The sequence below is a fragment of the Burkholderia cepacia ATCC 25416 genome (genome assembly GCF_001411495.1).
GTDB classification, from domain to species: Bacteria; Pseudomonadota; Gammaproteobacteria; order Burkholderiales; family Burkholderiaceae; genus Burkholderia; species Burkholderia cepacia.
In genome coordinates, this window is record NZ_CP012983.1 from 970,864 (window position 1) to 987,450 (window position 16,587).

At 70.1% G+C, this 16,587-nt stretch carries 23 protein-coding genes; 5 read left to right on the top strand and 18 right to left on the bottom strand.

Annotation, left to right across the window (positions count from 1 at the left end; translation table 11 throughout):
- Nucleotides 1-24: 24 nt before the first annotated feature.
- Both APZ15_RS36510 and APZ15_RS36515 read left to right on the top strand, forming a co-directional pair.
- Entirely contained in the window at nt 25-381 is a 357-nt protein-coding gene (locus tag APZ15_RS36510) for a DUF3175 domain-containing protein (protein WP_027792532.1), read from the top strand.
- 42 nt (nt 382-423) lie between these two features.
- Nucleotides 424-1,743: a cation:proton antiporter domain-containing protein gene (locus APZ15_RS36515; RefSeq protein WP_027792531.1), complete on the top strand. Its 1,320-nt coding sequence runs from the start codon at nt 424-426 to the stop codon at nt 1,741-1,743.
- Nucleotides 1,744-1,748: 5 nt separating this feature from the next.
- Here APZ15_RS36515 and ligD read toward each other — a convergent pair whose 3' ends face one another.
- The 12 genes from ligD to APZ15_RS36570 form a co-directional block, all read right to left on the bottom strand.
- Complete coding sequence (gene ligD, locus APZ15_RS36520) at nt 1,749-4,529, bottom strand: DNA ligase D (RefSeq protein ID WP_027792530.1); 2,781 nt, start codon at nt 4,527-4,529, stop codon at nt 1,749-1,751.
- A gap of 24 nt (nt 4,530-4,553) precedes the next feature.
- Nucleotides 4,554-5,600, bottom strand: a complete 1,047-nt coding sequence (gene ku / locus APZ15_RS36525; protein WP_027792529.1) for a non-homologous end joining protein Ku — start codon at nt 5,598-5,600, stop codon at nt 4,554-4,556.
- Nucleotides 5,601-5,637: 37 nt separating this feature from the next.
- Nucleotides 5,638-6,141, bottom strand: a complete 504-nt coding sequence (locus APZ15_RS36530) for a DUF421 domain-containing protein (protein ID WP_027792528.1) — start codon at nt 6,139-6,141, stop codon at nt 5,638-5,640.
- Between the two features lie 12 nt (nt 6,142-6,153).
- Entirely contained in the window at nt 6,154-6,360 is a 207-nt protein-coding gene (locus APZ15_RS36535; RefSeq protein ID WP_057056495.1) for a hypothetical protein, read from the bottom strand.
- 137 nt (nt 6,361-6,497) lie between these two features.
- Nucleotides 6,498-6,884 carry a DUF3022 domain-containing protein gene (locus APZ15_RS36540; protein ID WP_027792526.1) on the bottom strand — a complete coding sequence of 129 codons (387 nt, stop codon included), beginning with the start codon at nt 6,882-6,884 and terminating at the stop codon, nt 6,498-6,500.
- The gene (locus APZ15_RS40430; protein ID WP_027792525.1) at nt 6,881-7,042 is read right to left on the bottom strand and encodes a DUF1328 family protein; all 162 of its coding nucleotides are present in this window, start codon (nt 7,040-7,042) and stop codon (nt 6,881-6,883) included. Before APZ15_RS40430 ends, APZ15_RS36540 begins: the two co-directional genes overlap by 4 nt.
- Nucleotides 7,043-7,088: 46 nt before the next feature.
- Nucleotides 7,089-7,277 (bottom strand): DUF3008 family protein, encoded by a 189-nt coding sequence (locus tag APZ15_RS36545; RefSeq protein ID WP_027792524.1) that lies wholly within the window; start codon nt 7,275-7,277, stop codon nt 7,089-7,091.
- Between the two features lie 92 nt (nt 7,278-7,369).
- Nucleotides 7,370-8,803: an RNA polymerase factor sigma-54 gene (gene rpoN, locus APZ15_RS36550; RefSeq protein ID WP_027792523.1), complete on the bottom strand. Its 1,434-nt coding sequence runs from the start codon at nt 8,801-8,803 to the stop codon at nt 7,370-7,372.
- Nucleotides 8,804-9,053: 250 nt separating this feature from the next.
- Nucleotides 9,054-9,368, bottom strand: coding sequence for a hypothetical protein (locus APZ15_RS36555; RefSeq protein ID WP_027792522.1), 315 nt, complete (start codon nt 9,366-9,368; stop codon nt 9,054-9,056).
- Nucleotides 9,369-9,393: 25 nt separating this feature from the next.
- Complete coding sequence (locus APZ15_RS36560) at nt 9,394-9,705, bottom strand: hypothetical protein (RefSeq protein WP_027792521.1); 312 nt, start codon at nt 9,703-9,705, stop codon at nt 9,394-9,396.
- Complete coding sequence (locus APZ15_RS36565; RefSeq protein ID WP_034196272.1) at nt 9,702-9,944, bottom strand: hypothetical protein; 243 nt, start codon at nt 9,942-9,944, stop codon at nt 9,702-9,704. The genes APZ15_RS36560 and APZ15_RS36565 overlap by 4 nt, the downstream gene beginning before the upstream one ends.
- Nucleotides 9,945-10,133: 189 nt before the next feature.
- A complete protein-coding gene (locus APZ15_RS36570) occupies nt 10,134-10,439 on the bottom strand; it encodes a hypothetical protein (protein WP_027792520.1) in 306 nt (101 codons plus the stop codon).
- 149 nt (nt 10,440-10,588) lie between these two features.
- On the opposite strand from APZ15_RS36570, the gene APZ15_RS36575 reads away from it, so the two are divergent.
- From APZ15_RS36575 to APZ15_RS36585, 3 genes are all read left to right on the top strand, one after another.
- A complete protein-coding gene (locus APZ15_RS36575; RefSeq protein ID WP_027792519.1) occupies nt 10,589-10,846 on the top strand; it encodes a hypothetical protein in 258 nt (85 codons plus the stop codon).
- An 88-nt stretch (nt 10,847-10,934) separates the two neighbouring features.
- On the top strand, nt 10,935-11,366 hold the full coding sequence (locus tag APZ15_RS36580) for a CBS domain-containing protein (RefSeq protein WP_027792518.1): 432 nt from the start codon (nt 10,935-10,937) through the stop codon (nt 11,364-11,366).
- Nucleotides 11,367-11,454: 88 nt separating this feature from the next.
- Entirely contained in the window at nt 11,455-11,937 is a 483-nt protein-coding gene (locus tag APZ15_RS36585) for a PRC-barrel domain-containing protein (RefSeq protein ID WP_027792517.1), read from the top strand.
- A 320-nt stretch (nt 11,938-12,257) separates the two neighbouring features.
- Here APZ15_RS36585 and APZ15_RS36590 read toward each other — a convergent pair whose 3' ends face one another.
- The 6 genes from APZ15_RS36590 to APZ15_RS36615 all read right to left on the bottom strand — a co-directional run bounded on the left by APZ15_RS36590 (nt 12,258) and on the right by APZ15_RS36615 (nt 16,105).
- Nucleotides 12,258-12,866, bottom strand: coding sequence for a DUF892 family protein (locus tag APZ15_RS36590; RefSeq protein ID WP_027792516.1), 609 nt, complete (start codon nt 12,864-12,866; stop codon nt 12,258-12,260).
- A gap of 56 nt (nt 12,867-12,922) precedes the next feature.
- The gene (locus APZ15_RS36595) at nt 12,923-13,534 is read right to left on the bottom strand and encodes a DUF4142 domain-containing protein (protein WP_027792515.1); all 612 of its coding nucleotides are present in this window, start codon (nt 13,532-13,534) and stop codon (nt 12,923-12,925) included.
- 136 nt (nt 13,535-13,670) lie between these two features.
- Nucleotides 13,671-14,237 (bottom strand): hypothetical protein, encoded by a 567-nt coding sequence (locus APZ15_RS36600; RefSeq protein WP_027792514.1) that lies wholly within the window; start codon nt 14,235-14,237, stop codon nt 13,671-13,673.
- A 61-nt stretch (nt 14,238-14,298) separates the two neighbouring features.
- Entirely contained in the window at nt 14,299-14,598 is a 300-nt protein-coding gene (locus APZ15_RS36605) for a DUF2795 domain-containing protein (protein WP_027792513.1), read from the bottom strand.
- A 34-nt stretch (nt 14,599-14,632) separates the two neighbouring features.
- The gene (locus tag APZ15_RS36610; RefSeq protein WP_027792512.1) at nt 14,633-15,661 is read right to left on the bottom strand and encodes an SDR family oxidoreductase; all 1,029 of its coding nucleotides are present in this window, start codon (nt 15,659-15,661) and stop codon (nt 14,633-14,635) included.
- 24 nt (nt 15,662-15,685) lie between these two features.
- A complete protein-coding gene (locus tag APZ15_RS36615; RefSeq protein ID WP_027792511.1) occupies nt 15,686-16,105 on the bottom strand; it encodes a BON domain-containing protein in 420 nt (139 codons plus the stop codon).
- Nucleotides 16,106-16,587: the final 482 nt, after the last annotated feature.

Genomic DNA, 16,587 nt, shown 5'->3' on the forward strand with positions numbered 1-16,587 from the left:
CGACCCCATACGGAGCCCCGTCACATGCCTTCCGCTTCTGCTTCCCACGCACACGGCAAGCGCCTCACGCGCCGTCCCGGCCGCGCCCGCAGCGCCGATCCGGCACACCGCAAGCGCTGGTCGGGCGAAGTCACGCAACGCAGCGATGCGCTCGACATCGAACCCGACATCTTCAAGTCCGACGATCCGGAGGCGATCGCCGCGTCGCTGAAGCGTTCGGCCGAACACAGCCGCCGCCGCAAGGCGTCGCCGTTCCAGTCGGCGATGTCGATGCTGAACTTCTACGTGAACCGCGCGGGCCGCAACCTGCCGAAAACGCGCCGCACGACGCTCGAACGCGCGAAACGCAAACTGCGCGAGGCATTCGGCCGCAAGCCCTGACGGGTTGCGCGTCCGCCTTCCCCGCCTGCCGCGAACCCGCGCATGCACGAGACGCTCTGGTACCTGATCATCGGCGCGGTACTGCTGGGCATGGGCGTCGCGACGTCGGCGCTGCGCCACCTGCCGTGCAGCACCGCGATGATCTATCTCGTGCTCGGCGTCGCGCTCGGCCCGGCCGGCGCCGGCCTGCTGCAGCTCGACCTCGAACGCGACGCGCCGTTGCTGCGTGAAATCGTCGAAATCGCGCTGCTCGTGTCGCTGTTCGCGATCGGGCTGCGGCTGCGCGTGCCGCTGACCGACCGGCTGTGGCTCGTGCCGTGCCGCCTCGGCTTGCTCGCGATGATCGTCACCGTGCCGCTGCTCGCCGCGTGCGCGGTGCTCGCGCTCGGGCTCGGCTGGGGCCCGGCGCTGCTGCTCGCGGCGATCCTCGCACCGACCGACCCCGTGCTCGCGCACGACGTGCAGGTGCACGACCCGGGCGATCGCGATCTCGTGCGCTTCGCGCTGTCCGGCGAAGGCGGGTTGAACGACGGCATCGCCTTGCCGTTCGCGCTCGCGGGGCTCGCACTGTGCGGCACGCGCGACGCGACCTACGGGCTCGCGCCGCTGTCCGGCGCGTTCGCGCTCGTCGCGCTGTGGGGCATCGCGGGCGCGGCCGCGATCGGCGGCGCCCTCGGCTGGGCGACGACGAAACTGATCGGCTGGCTGCGCACGCGGCACGCGCAGGCGCTCGGCCTCGAAGGCTTCTTCGCGCTCGCGCTGATCGTGCTGTCGTTCGGCGCCGCGCAGCTCGCGCACACGTTCGGCTTCGTCGCGACGTTCGCGGCCGGTGTCGCGATGCGCCGCGTCGAGCACCGTGCGAGCGGCGACCGCAGGCCGCGTGAAGTGATCGGCCAGATCGATTCGGAAGACGTCGTCGCCACCGAGAAGCATCCGGAGAAGGCGCACGCGTTCATGGCCGAATCGGTGCTCGGCTTCACGATCGAACTCGAACGGATCGCGGAAGCCGTCGTGATGACGATGGTCGGCAGCGTGCTCGCGACGCTGCCGGGCCCGCTGCTCACGTGGGGGGCGGCCGCGCTGGCCGCCGTGCTGTTCGTCGTCGTACGGCCGCTGGCGGTGCTGGTCACGCTCGCCGGTTCGCGTGCGACGCAGGCGCAGCGTCGGCTGATGGCCTGGTTCGGCATTCGCGGGATCGGCTCGTTCTACTACCTGCTGTTCGCGATCGAGCACGCGCCGTCCGGCGCGGTGCGCTCGCTGGCGGCGCCGGTGCTGGTCGTCGTATCGGCCTCGGTGATCGCGCACGGGATCTCCGCGACGCCGCTGATGAACTGGTATCACCGGCTGCAGCATCGGCGCTGACGGGTTCACGTTTGCGCCCCGAGCCGCGCACGCATCGACGCCGTGATGCGCTGGCGCGTGTGCGCATAACCTTCCCACGGGTCGCGTTTCAGCGCGTCGAGCCGTTCGCGCAGCGTGTCGATCGTCCATTGCGCGCCGCCCGTCGTAGCGGGCACCTCGTCCCATTCGAGCGGCACCGACACGCCCATGCCGGGCCGCGCCCGCAGCGAGTACGCGGCGATCGTGCTCGCGCCGCGGCCGTTGCGCAGGTAGTCGACGAAGATCCTGCCGCGCCGGTGGCGCGGCCCCATCGTCGCGGTGAAGCGCTCGGGCACCGTAGCGGCGACGTGCTGCGCGACCGCGCGGGAGAAGTCCTTCACGTCGTCCCAGCCCGCATGCCGCGTGAGCGGCACGACGACATGCAGCCCCTTGCCGCCGCTCGTCTTGCAGAACGACACGAGCCCCAGTTCGTCGAGCAGCCCGCGCACGATCTGCGCGGCGTCGATCATCGCGCGCCACGGCAGCGCCGGATCGGGATCGAGGTCGAACACGATCCGGTCGGGCCGCTCGATGTTCGACGCGTGTGCGTTCCACGTGTGCAGCTCGATCGTGCCCATCTGCGCGGCGCCGAGCAGCGCGTCGACGCTGTCGATCGACAGCAGCGGGCCGTGGCCGGGATCAAGCCCCTCGTGCTGCCTGACGAACGGGATTTCCCGGCGTTCCGCATGCTTCTGGAAGAACAGTTCGCCGGCGATGTCGCCCGGCGCGCGCACGAGCGATACGGGCCGGCCTTTCAGGTCGGGGAGCAGCCACGGTGCGACCCATGACCAGTAATGCGCGAGGTCGATCTTGCGCGTGCCGCTGCGCGGGTCGAGCACGCGATCGGGATGCGTGATGCGCACGCGGTCGACGTGATCGACGCCGGGTTCGCCGGGCGCGCGGCCGGCGGACGCATGCGTTCGCGCGCGCGGCCGGCGGTCGTGCCCGGTATCGGTATGCGGTGCATGCGGATTGCCATGCGCTGCCTGGGGTTCGTCCATCGTCGTCTCCGATTCGGTATGGCGCGGCACCTCGCGGACGATCCGCCGCGCCGGCTTGTCTTCGCGCAGCGCGATGAACGACGCCTGCCGCACGATCCCGTCGCCCGTCCATTCCGCGAATTCGCATTCGGCGACGAGCGTCGGCTCGACCCAGTGCACGCGCGTGCGCGACCGTTCGTGCGGCGGCGGGTCGAACGGCGTCGTGTCGCGCTCGTGCTTGCGCAGCATGGCCGCGAGCCGGTCGAGCAGGCGCGTGTCGAACCCGGTGCCGACGCGGCCGACATAGCGCAACGGCGGCGTGCCGCGTGACCGCTTGCCGCCCGCGTCCGGCGCATGCACGCCGAGCAGCAGCGCGCCGAAGCCGTGCCGGCTGCCCGCCGGCTCGGTGTAGCCGCCGATCACGAACTCCTGCCGCCGCCGGCATTTCAGCTTGATCCAGGCGGGCGAGCGGCCGCCGCGATAACGCGACTCCGCGCGCTTGCCGATCAACCCTTCGAGCCCCGTGTCGCACGCGTGCGCGATCAGCGGCACGACGTCGTCGCCGAGGTCGGGTGAAAAACGCAGCCGGGCCGGATCGCAGCCGTCGAGCAGCGGCTCGAGCAGCGCGCGACGGGCGGCGAGCGGCACGTCGCGCAGGTCGTATCCGTCGAGAAACGGCAGGTCGAACACGAACAGCGTCACCGAGTCCGAGCGGCCCGCGCCGAGCGCGTTCTGCAGCGCCTGGAAATCGGGCAGGCCGTTCTCGCGGAGCACGACGGCTTCGCCGTCGAGCCATGCGTTGTCGACCTCGAGCGCGGCGAGCGCATCGCGCTGCGCACGCAGCTTCGCGGTCCAGTCGCGGCCTTCGCGCGTCATCAGCGTGACGTGCCGCCGCGCGCCGCGACCGGCGATCCGCGCGAGGATCCGGTAACCGTCGAATTTCACTTCGTAGCGCCAGTCGCCGTGCGCAGGCGGCGCATCGACCAGCGTCGCGAGTTGCGGCGCGATGCGCTCGGGCAACGCCGCGCGCACGGCGCCGTCCATGCGAGACAGGTCTGTCGACGGACTGCCCGCGTCGCCGTCGTGCGTGCCCGGCGCGTTGCCGTGGCCGCGCCGCGCGGCACGCGCAGGGGGCGGCACCGCGCCGTTCCCCTTCCCGCGCGCGGCCTGCGTGTGCCCGTCATGCACGCTGCCCGGCCGCTGCGCGACGACATCGAACGCCGCCGCATCGCGCGCGTCGTCGTCGCGTTCCTTGATCAGCAGCCATTGCTCCTGGCGCCCCTGCTGCCGCCCGCTGCGCACCAGCGCCCAGCCGCCGTGCAGCTTCGCGCCGTCGAGCCGGAACGTCAGCTTGCCGGCACGGTAGCCCGCGCGTGCCTGCGCGACGCCGCCGTCGGGCGTCCACGTTCCTTCGTCCCACACGACGACCGAGCCCGCACCGTAATGTCCGGCCGGAATCTCGCCTTCGAACGACGCGTATTCGAGCGGATGGTCCTCGACGTGCACGGCCAGCCGTTTCACCGCCGGATCGACGCTCGGCCCTTTCGGCACGGCCCACGATTTCAGCGTGCCGTCGAGTTCGAGACGGAAGTCGTAGTGCAGCCGCCTCGCGTGGTGCTCCTGGATCACGAAGCGCAACGGCCGGGCCGTGCGCGCGGACGTTCCCGCCTTCCGCGACTGCCGCGCGTCCGCGTCGGCGGGCGCGCGCCGCCGCCCGTGCGCGCCCTCGGGCTCCGGCGTCGCGTCGAAGCGGCGTTTGCGGCGATAGGGGTCGAGTTTCGCGGCCATTGCGTCGTCCTCCGTCGCGCGCGGTCATGCGGCGTGCTTGCGGCGCGCGGCGATCTTCTTCGCCGGGTGCGCCACGGCCGTGCCGTGCTTCGCGGCCGCGCGTTTTGCGGGCGCCTTCGCGGCACCTTTTTCTGCACCCTTTTCTGCACCCTTCGCGGCCCCTTTCGTCGGCGCTTTCGTCGGCGCTTTCGCAACCGGTTTGCGCCGCGCACCGGCGGCACGCGAAGATGCCGGCGCCCCGGCATCCGCCTCGTCGTCCGCTTCGGCTGCCCGCGCACCGCCGCCCTTCAGGCTGTGCTTCAGCAACTCGGTCAGGTCGACCACGTTGGACGCCGCGCGCCCCGTCTGCGCGGGCCTGTCCTCGATCTCCTCGATCCGGCCCGCGCGCACCTTGCGTTCGACCAGGTCGAGGATGTCGTCGCGAAACGTGTCGTGATACTCGTCGGGTGTCCACGAACCCGACATGTCGTCGATCAGCTTCTTCGCCATCGCGAGTTCGCGCGCACTGACGCCCGCGCGCTTCGCATCGCCGGCCGGCACCGACAGTTCGTCGAGCGGGCGCAGCTCCTCCTGCCAGCGCAGCGTATCGAGCGCGAGCAGCGGCCCGACCGGAATCAGCGCGCCGAGATGCTGACGGTCGCGCATCACGACGTGCGCGATGCCGATCTTGCCGCTGTCCTTCAGCGCATCGCGCAGCAGCGCGTAGACCTTTTCGCCCTTGCGGTCCGGCACGAGGTAGTACGGCGTGTCGAGATACAGGAACGACACGGCGCCTTCGTCGACGAACGTGACGATGTCGACCGTCTGCGTCGATTCGGGGTTCGCCGCGCGGATCTCGTCGTCGGTCAGCACGACATAGCGCTCCTTCTCGTACTCGTAGCCGCGCACGATGTCCTCGCGCGTGACTTCTCGGCCGGTGCGCTTGTTGATCTGCCGATAGCCGACCGGGTCCATCGAGCGCCTGTCGAGCAGGCGGAACGACGGCTTCACCGTACGCGTGGCCGGGAACAGCTGCACGGGCACGTGAACGAGCCCGAAGCTGATCGCGCCTTTCCAGATCATCCGTGCCATCGATGTCCTCCTTGCGGCGTGTGGGGTCCGGCGAAAGTCACGGCCTGCGGCAGCGGCTGCGCCGCACGATGCTGACGTGGCCGTTGCGCTCCAGGATCGCCGCATCGACGTCGGACAGGTCGGTCGCGCCGAGCGCCTGCCGCACGCTTTCGCGGATGTCGGTGGGCGTGAGCAGCGCGGCACGCATCTGCGCGTCGTCGAAACGGCCGTTGCGATACACCTCGCGCTCGACGCCCACCAGCAGCCGCTCGAGCCGGCGCGAGCGCACGCAGGCCCAGCCGATCGCGCGATGCAGCAGCGCGATCGCGAACGACGCCGCGACGGTCGCCACGAACGGCGACGCACCGACCATCGCGCGGCTCAGGATCGCGCCGAGCAGGATCCCGACCACGTAGTCGAACGGCGAACGCTGGCCGAACGCGCGCCGCCCGGCGATGCGGATCAGCACGAGCGCGACCAGGGATACGACGATCGCACGCAGCGCCATCTGCCCGGGGCCGAGCATCCGGCCCTGTCCGAACAGCGCGACGACGATGTCCATGATCGCGCGGCGCTAGGCCGGCAGCGCGGCGGCGTGAAGCGCGTCGCGCATCTGTTCGACGGGCGCCGGGCGCGCGCCGGGCGTTGCGATCCGCGTGACCGGGCGGGTACACGGCGCTTCGTGGTCGGGCCGCGAGCGGTGTTCGCCGAGCTGGTGCGACTTCGCGTGGTCGGTCGACTGCGCGGATGCGGTGTTGCCGGCGGATGGGGAACGGGTCATCGACAGATCCTCGTGGCATTCGGATGAGCAGCCGGACGGGCAGCCGCCACGCAAACCGCCGCGTCGCGGCGCGCGTGTTGACGGCAGCGAAACCGGTACGACGGGCCTCGACCGCGCCCGCGACGCCGGCCGCGGCGTCAGGGCGCGGCTAGCGCCGCGTCGAATTCGGCGCGCGTCACGTCGAGCGTCACGCTGCATTCGATCGCGGCATCCTCGACGCGCGGCTTGCGCTCGTCCACCGCGCGCCGCGCGCGGTCGCACAACTGCGTGCGCACGCGCAGCCGGTCGGCCGCGTCGAGCAAAACGTAGCGATCGACGACGTCGGGATCGAACCGCAGGTCGACCGCGCAACGCCATTCGCGCGCGTCCTCGTCGGACGGCACGCGCACCCACGACACCTGGATCGTCAGGCCGCCGGATGCGTCGTCCGCGTGCACGACGACGGTCGACTGCGACGGAAAGCCGATCGCGAGCGCATGTTCGAGTTCGGCCACGCGCTGCGACCGGTCGGGCGCGGCACTCATCGTCGCACGACGCCCAGCAGCAGCGTGACCAGGAAGATCACGACGAAGATGTAGAACAGGATCTTCGCGATCTCGGCCGCGCCGGCCGCAATCCCGCCGAAGCCGAACACGGCGGCGACGATCGCGATGATGAAGAAGATGATGGCGTATCGAAGCATGGAACCCTCCTGGATGACAGCGGTCGTCACCAAACGTCGTCGTCGGTCACGCATCGTGCTTGTGTTTCGGTTTGCCGCGCACGGGCGTGGAAGCCATTTTCTCGAGCTCTTTCTCGCTCATCGACTCGGCCATCGACTTCGCCGGCGGTTTGAGATCCTTCATCTTCGTTTCACCGCGCTTGGCCGACAGCGCCGCGCCTGCGGCACGCTGCTGGGCCTGGGATTTTGCTGGCATGGTTGCACTCCTGTCGTGGATGGATGCGCGGGCCGACACGACGGGCGGCGCCGCGCGCGGTCGAAGATCGGTTCGGCGGGCAAGCCGTCACGTCACGCGGCATCGCGACGCCGCAGGTCGGCCGCCGGAATCTTCATCGCCTGCCGATACTTCGTCACCGTACGACGCGCAAGAAGAATGCCGCGGCCCGCGAGGTTCTCCGTGAGCGCGACGTCGGACAGCGGCTCGGTTTGCCGCTCGGCCGCGATCATGTCGCGGATCAGCACCTTCGCCGCCGACGCCGAGCACACGCCCTTGCCGGCCGCCTCGAGCTTGCGCGGGAAAAAATGCTTGAACTCGAACGTGCCGTGCGGCGTGGCCATGTACTTGTTGCCCGTCGCGCGCGACACGGTCGATTCGTGCAGGTCGAGCTCTTCCGCGATGTCGCGCAGCACGAGCGGCTTCATCGCGATCTCGCCGTAACGAAAGAAATCGCGTTGCCGCGCGACGATGCATTCGCCTACGCGCTGGATGGTGTCGAAGCGCTTCTGCACGTTGCGGATCAGCCAGCGCGCTTCCTGAAGCTGCTGGCCGAGCGGCGAATCGCGCTCGCCGCTCGACTGCGCGAACAGCGTCGCGTAGCGCTCGTGCAGGCGCGCGCGCGGCAGCACGGCCGGGTTGATCGTCACGATCCATTCGTCGCGGACCTGGCGCACGATCACGTCGGGCACCACGTAGTCGCCGCGCGTGCTGCCGTAATGACTGCCGGGGCGCGGGTCGAGCCCGCGCACCAGCGCGCAGGCGGCGTGCATCGTCTGCGGGTTGCAGCCGAGACGCCGCTGGATCTCCGCCGTCTCGCGGCGGGCGAGCCGTTCGAGATGCTCGTGCGCGATCGCCTTCGCTTCCGCGAGCGCCGGCGTGCCGGCCGGAATCGCGTCGAGTTGCAGCACGAGACATTCGGACAGCGAACGCGCCGCGATCCCCGGGCGGTCGAGCATCTGCACGAGCCGCAGCGCGATCGCGAGATCCTGCTCCGACAGCAGCAGCGCCGGATCGGCCGCGACCCGCAGCTCGGCCAGCTCCTGGCGCAGGTAGCCGTCGTCGTCGAGCGCGTCGATCACGATGCGCGCGGCTTCGCGATCGTGCCTGTTCAACGGATACAGCCTGAGCGCATCGTGCAGCTGCTGATGCAGCGACGGTTCGGCGGCGATCCATTCGCCCGGCGACAGGCCGTCCGCATCGTCGCCCTGGCGGTTCGTGCCGCGCGGCGCGGGCGCCGCCGTCAGCGGCACCTCGCCGTCGGGCGGCCGGACATCCTCGGGCTCGGGCGCCGCTTCGGGCGCGGCCGCTTCCGCCGGCTGCTCCGGCGCGCCGTCGGCGGCTTCCTCGTCGCCCGGGCCGTCTTCGAGAAACGGGTTCATGTCGAGCGCCTGCCGCAATTCCTGTTGAAATTCGAGCGAGGACAACTGCAGCAGCCGCAGCGACTGCTGAAGCCTCGGCGTAAGTGCCAGATGCTGTCGCATCTGCAACGCAAGCGAGACGGGCATCGAAAGCCTCCTGATTATTCGGTTCGCGTTAGGTCGTCTGCACGACTTACGCAGCTTTCGTGCCAATTCGGCGAAGCGCGTCGCCTCGCAGTTCTCGCGGGTTCGCACCCCGCTTCGACGCTGGCCGGGGCCGCTTTTTTACAAGCCCGCGGCAAGTTTTGGGGCACGCCATTCGCTCGTCCGTAAGGGCATCCGGATGTACCCCCCGAACGCCGCCACCTGCCGTACGTGATGCGCGGAAAACGCTCGATCAGTACTGCATCGGCGGCGGCGTGCCCGGCAACGGCCGGTCGCCCTGCGCACCGTTCGGCCCCGGCGGCGGCACGTCGGCCGGTTCACCGCCGGCCGCGCCCTGCGGCATCATGTTGCCCGGCGACGGACGCGTGTCGTAGCGCGTATTCGCGTCCGGCATCGTCGTGGTCGACTGCGCGCCGCGGCCATCCGGCGGTGCGGGCGGCGCCCCGTGCGCACCGTAGGGGCCGTTCGTCGGTTGCGTGCAGGCGGCCAGCGCGCACGCGGCGGCGAACGCAAGGGCGCCCGCGCGTATCGTCTGGATCGTGTTCATCGAATACCTCCGTTGGATCGATGGCTCAGAGCCGGTTGAAATGGAAATCGCCGGCATAGGCGGTCGGCGTGCGGCGCGCCATCATCGTGTCGAATTCGGCCGCGACACGCGCGAGCGTGCCGCGCTGCCGTTCGATGCCGGCCCGCTCGAGCGCGGCGAATGCGTCGGCGTCGAAGGACACCGACAGCGACGCCGGATGGCCGTCGACGCGAAAGCCGATATGCAATGCACCGGCCGGCCGCTCCTCGATGTGGAACGGCATCGCGCGCGCTTCGAAATGGCGGCCGAGCGTCTCGGCGATCTCGCGCAGCACGCCGGGTTTCACGCGGACGCTCATCGCCGCGCCTGCGCATGCAGTCGCCCTGTCCCGCCGACCGGCGGCGCATGCACGGGCGGCGGCCGCGACGGCGGATCGCGCTCGGGCGGCGCGGTCCCGGGCGGATCGCCTGCCGGTTGCCGGTGCGGTTCGGGCACGTCGGGCGGCAAGTCGTCGGGATCGGGGTCGTCGGGATCCGGCTCGAGGTCGGGGAACGGCGGGATGGGCCGCTGCAGCCATTGCGCGGGATCGTGTTTCATCGGCATTCCATCGGGGCGGGTTCGGATCGGCATCGTGTGCGGCGGTCGTGACTGGATACGAAGGTCCCGCAATGCGCATGCCGTTCAGTCGCGACGCCCGCATGCGGGCGCCGGCGCGAACCCGCGCGGCCCCATGCGACGCGTCGTGCCTTCGCTACACCGTTCGCTGCAAATCTTTCAAGCACCTCGTTATGCGTCGTACGCGGCCATCACGAGCCACAGCTCGCGGCCGTTGTCCTTCACGCACGCCGCCAGCGCATACGAATCGGACGGCTCGCACGCGCGCTGCAGCGCGAAACGCGCCGGTTCGGTCGAACCGAACGTCTCGTCGCCCAACGGCCGCACGTCGGCCTTGCCTTCGAACATCCGGCGCTCGGGCCGGTAGATCAGCGGTTCGTGTTTCCATTCGTTGAAATGGCTCTTCACCGAATCGAATCCGCCGCCGCATACGTTGATCTCATAACGCACGCCTGGTCGTCGTTTCGGAATCGTCATCGTGCCTCCGCTCGAAATGCGCACGGCAGGCACCGGTCGGGCCGCGCGTCGTCATCGCAGTCGATACGGCAAGTCGTGTGCCGCGTCCGCGAGCCGGGCACGGCCGTTGCGGCAATCCCGGCTCCTCGTCACCGATACGGAGCCTCGCGATGAAGGATTCGACCCGGCCCGGCCACGACGCGCCGGCCCACGAGCGGCATCCCGACCCGACGCCGCCGCTGAAGCACCAGGACCGCACGCGCACGCGCCATTCGGAACGCCATATCGACAAGCAGCTCGAGGACACGTTTCCGGCAAGCGACCCGCCGGCGACCGGCGGCGTCACGCGGATCGAGCCGGACACGCCGCCCGGCACGCACGACGAAGGGCCGTGGCGGAGCCCGCGCGAACGCGATGACGGCGCGTGACGTACCCAAGCGAACCGCGCGTGCAGGAAGGCACGCGGCTTGCGGACTCCAGCGACGAATCGCCATCCCCACCTGCAAGGAGGAAGTCATGCATCGCGTCAACGAAATCATGTCGCAGGACGTCGTGCGCATCGCGCCGACCGACTCGATCCGTCATGCCGCGCAACTGATGGAGCGCTACGACATCGGCGCGCTGCCCGTGTGCGACAACAACCGGCTGATCGGGATGGTGACGGACCGCGATCTCGCGGTGCGCGCGATCTCGGCCGGCAAGCCGCCGGAAACGCGGGTCCACGAAGTCGCATCGGGCCCGATCGAATGGTGCTTCGACGACGATTCGCTCGACGAGATCCAGCACTACATGGCGGACGCGCAGCTGCGCCGCCTGCCCGTCGTCGATCACGACAAACGGCTGGTCGGCATGCTGTCGCTCGCTGACATCGCGACGCGCTCGGCCGGCCCGGCGCGCGACGACGTCGCGAACACGCTCGAAGGCGTGTCGCAACCGAAGCAGACGTGACGGCGCGATCCTTGCGCCGCACGCTACCCGCGCGACCCGCAGGGCCCGCCCCGGGCACCGTCGCGCCCCACGCAGCCTGGAGGAAACCATGCACACTTCCGATCAAGGTCAGACCCGCATCATCGGCAAGGGCGCCGCAACGGCGGCCGGCCCCGGCCCCGACGTGATGGCGGCCGATACGCTGGAAGGCGACAAGGTCTATACGACCGACGGCGACGACGTCGGCAAGATCAAGGACATCATGCTCGACGTGCGCTCAGGCCGCGTCGCCTACGCGGTGCTGTCGAGCGGCGGCATCCTCGGCATCGGCGACAAGCTGCACGCCATTCCGTGGAGCGCGCTCACGCTCGACACCGAACGCAAATGCTTCCTGCTGTCGGTGTCGTCCGAGCGCATCCGCAACGCGCCGGGGTTCGACAAGGACCACTGGCCGGCGATGGCCGATCCGCAATGGGCCGAGCCGCTGCACGAGTTCTACGGCAGCGCGCCGTACTGGAGCGGCGGCGACGAACTCGGGCTGACCGACCCGACCGAGGAACTGAACGATCCGCGCGAGCGCGACCGTCACTGATCGCGCGACGATGGGGCGCCGGTTCGCCGACGCCATCCGCTTTCCTTTCTACACGCCCCGCTCGCGCGGGGCGTCTTTTTTGCATGCCGGGACGGCGGAAGGTGAGGTGCGTTGTGTGCGTGATGTGCGCTACGGCACCGCGCCGATCGCGAGGGAGAACACGCGCGATGCCGGGCGGCGGCCGGATCGGCGCCGGGGTCGGGTTGCATCGCGCCGCTCCTTTCTCCTGTCGCCGGAACCGATCGCCGTGCAGCTCGCGGTGGCCATCATCGTGCGCCGCAACCGGGAGCGGCAACGCCCCGGCTGCCGCCCCGTTGCCGTCACATCATCTTGCCGCGCGAGCGCTCGGCACGCGCCGCCTCCGCCGCCGATTCGACCTTCTTCACTTCCTCCGGCGGCGGCAGCACGGCCTTGAAGCCCATCGACTCGATCCACATCTCGCGCGCCCAGCCGCGCGTGTGATACAGGTGGTGATCCTCGTCGGCCTCGACCTCGTCGTGCGCGTCCTTCAATGTCTTCGCCGCATCGCCCGACAACTGGTCGGCCGCGTAGCCGATCAGCTCCCAGTTCAGGTGATCCTTGGTCTCGGCGAGCACCACGCACTCCGCCGCGACGACCTGCGCGACTGCCGGATCGGCGTGCTTCCGTGCCTGCTCGATCACGTGAACCAGCGACTTGCCGGTGGCCGCGACCGCGCTGCGTCCGGGCGACTGCGCATCGGGATCCATGCCTAACGCCTCGAACACCTTGCGCAGCACTTCCTGGTGATGCTGTGTCTCGCGGTGGTACTTCTCCCATTCCTTGTGCAGATCGCCGTCGGTCGCGCACTGCAGCGCGGCCTCGTAGAGCTTCGCGCCGCCAAGCTCGGTTTCGTATGCCTGACAGAGCAATTCGCGGATGCCTTCGTGTTTCGGTTGCCGATGGGCCATGACTGCCTCTCCGAAAAAAACGGGCCGCACGCGGCCCGGGGTTGAACGGGCACGCGTTATCGCGCGCCCACCTTGCGTTCGAGCGCCTGCGCCATGCTCAGGTGATGCCTGAGCGTCGGCAGCGTGGCGCTCGCGAATTCGCGCAGCTGCGGATCCCTGCCGTCGCGCGCCTCGCCTTCGAACAGCGCGACGGCCTTGCGATGCGCGTCGGGGCCGACCGCCGCGACATACGCGACGTCGAAGTCGCGGCCGTTCTTGCCGCGCAGCGCCTCGACGTCGGGGTCCGAAATCTGTTCGACCTGCGGCTTCATGCCCTTGCGCGCGGCGAGCTCGGTGAGCCGCGCGTTCGCCTTGCCGTGGTCGTTCACCATCTGCTTCGCGAAGCCGCGCACGTCGGGCGACTGTGCCTGCTTCAGCGCGAGCTGGCTGGCCTGCACCTCGGCCTTGCCGGCGATCGCGGCCTTGTCGATGAATTCCGCGTCACCGCCTTGCGGCGCCTTCGCGATCCGCGCGTCGCCCGCGCCCGCGCCCGACGATGGATTGATCACGCCGCCCGGCACATGCGAATTCGATGCGGGCGGCTCGCTCGGCGCCTGCGCGCCGGCGAGCCCCGATACGGCGAGCACGCCTGCGGCAAGCGCCGCGATCGTCCAGTTCGGATGTTTCATCTGCCTTCTCCTTGTACTTGCGTGGAAGCGGCCGCCGACGATCGAGCCGCCGTTCGGGTGCAGCGTCTGCCCCGTCATGTCGCTCGCGCCGTCGGCCACGGGCGCGGCCTCGCCGGCCAGCCTGCCGCTGCCCACGTCACCGGCCGCGTCGTCGTGCGGCTTCGTCTGGCCGGCGCACCGGATCGAAATCGCGCCACTTGCCGTCCTGCCAGTCGCCGTCGACGCGCTCGATCGACCTCGCGCCCGTCGCGCGCAGCACGTCTTCCGCCGTGGCGGCCGTCTCAGGCGTCACATGCGCGGCGAGGATCACGCCCGTCTCGCTTCGTGCAAGCGTGCCCTTGCCTTCGTCCTGCTCGCCGCGCATCCGGCCGAGCGCACCGCCCAGCGCGCCGAGATACGCGCCGGCCAGTGCGCCCGCCGCCGGCACGAACCAGTAGCGCACGCCCACCGCATAGACGGCCACCCCGACAACGGCGCCGATCAGCAACCCGCGCATCGCGCCGACCATCGCGCCGCGCCCGCCGGGTTTCGCCGCCGTGTCGGCGTAGACGTCGCCGCCGATCGGAAAGCGCGCGTGCTGGCCGCCCGGGTTCAGGAAGAAAATCGACACGTCGTCCGTGCCGAACGCGCGCTCGTAAAGGCTGCGCGCCCCGCTCTCGGCTTCATCGAACGTCGTGAAGCGGCCTGCGACGATCATCGCCATGCTCGTGCTCCTTGTCGCGGTACGCCGCGCGCGAGCGCGCACGGCACGATGGCGGCACGGCTCACATCAGCCGCCCGAGCTCCTTCGACACCGATGCCGGCGTGTCGTATTCGCGATCGGGAATGCGCGTGAGCATGTCGAGCACGTCGTGGGCCGCATGCGAGCGTTGCGCGCATTCGACGATGGTCGCCTTGCTCGCCGGGTAGTCCATCCCCTTCAGCGCCTTCTGCACGTCGACCGGGCCCGGCGGCTTGCCGTGGCCGGTCTGGTGCCCGCCCTTGTCGTGGTCCTGCTGCGCGCGCTCGCCTTCGTGCGCGCGGGCACGGCTGAGTTCGTGGCCCGTGTGTTGTCGGGATGTCATCGAAACCTCCTTGATCGAATGAAAGGAAACGGCATCACGCGGGCCCGCGGCGCGCACGCGCGAGCGCGGCGAACACGAGCGCCGCCGCGCCGAGCACGACCGCGCCGGCCATCTTCGGCCGCTGCACCACCGTGTTGTAGGCACAGCTGCGCAGCACGGGGCCGTCCATCCCTTCACGCTCGTGCAGCGCATGACGCGAGTCGTACAGCGCGTTGTCGTCGCGCGGGCGCGCGGGCCGCACCGTGCGCTGGCCGCGCGAGAACAGCGTGGCCGCAACGCGATCGAACAGGCGCGGCGCGTGGTACGCGCTCGCCGACGTGAATTTCGCGGCACCGCCGACGAACAGCGTGCGGCGCGGATGGGCGGCCGCGAACAGGATCGCGTCGGCCACGAGGTCGGGGTCGTAGATCGGCGGCGGCAGCCTCGCCTCGACGTTCATGTAGTTCTTCGCGTGCATCACGAACATCGTGTCGATCGCGGCCGGCTTGATCAGCGTGACCGACACCGGCAGGTGGTCCGATTCCATCTCGAGCCGCAGCGAATCGGTGAAACCCTTCACCGCGTGCTTCGACGCGACGTACGCGCTTTGCAGCGGCACCGGCGCATCGGATGCCTCGCTGCCCATGTTGACGATCGCGCCACCGTGGAAATCGCGCTTGCGGCGGAAGTGATCGGCCGCGACGAGCGAGCCGTGCACGACGCCCCAGTAGTTGGTCTCGAACAGGCGACGCTGGTCCTCGAGCGGCACCGCGGCCGCCGTGCCGAAGATCGACACGCCCGCGTTGTTGACCCAGGTGTCGAAGCCGCCGTAGGTGTCCGCCGCCTTCGCGGCCGCACGCTGCACGTCCTCGAGGTTCGCGACGTCGCCGGCGACCGGCACCGCGAGGCCGCCGTGCTGCCTGATTTCCTCGCACAACGTGTTCAGCGCGCCCTCGTTGCGCGCGAACAGCACGAGCTTCGCGCCGCGCCGTGCGGCCTTGCGCGCGGTGACGAGGCCGATGCCGCTCGTCGCGCCGGTGATCACGATCGTCTGCTCGCCGACCGGTTTGAGCATGCAGTTCATGACGGAACTCCTGTAGCGGCAACGTTACTTGGCCCGGATGGTCAGCTGGTCGCGCACGTCCTGCACGCCGTCCACCTGCTTCACGACGCCGACGGCCTGCGTGCGCTGCTGTTCGTCGGGCACGCTGCCGGTGAGCATCACGATGCCGTGCCGCGTCTTCACGTGGATGTCGCCGGACGACAGGCCGCTCGTGCCGACGAGCTCGGCCTTCACCTTGGTCGTGATCGTCGCGTCGCGGATCTTCCTGCCGGCCGTCGAATGCGACGACGTGGATGACGTCGACGACATGGACGACGACGCGGCGCTGTCGTCGCCGGCGGCGAACACGTCCGGCACGGCCGTGACGCAGGCGCTAGCCGCGACGATCGCGATCGCCATGCCGACACGCTTCGCGCGATGGCGGCGGATGTGCAGGGAGCGGGCTTGCAGCTGGAATACCTTCATCGTGACCTCCTTTCGTCGAGCCGGCACGGCCGGCGGGCGGACACGACGGGCGCAAACCGCGTGCCGCGGTCGCGCCGCCCGGTGCTGGCGGCAATCGCCGGCCGGACGCGCTTTCATCCAATGCGTTGTAATTTTTTCGGCATGACGGCCGGCGGTTCCCCCCCGGCAGCGGTGCGGGTATGCCGCTTGCCGACAGGCAGTCACGGCGGCCCGTTTGCGCGGGCCGGACCTCGGGGGCATCGCCCGGCGAGGAAGCGCGTCGATCAGTGAACACGTATCGCGGTTGCGGGGAGCCGGCGGTGTGGACGCGGGCGGGCGGAGGATTCAAGTTGCGGACGTCGCGAAGCAATCTGCGAAGCGCGAGATCGACCACGATGCCGTGGCCTACTCGCGCGACGCGACGTAAATACTCAACGGAAGACTGCGAGATAAAACGCGGGTTCGTCGACGGCAGCGACATCTTTCCCGGTTCACATCCGTGC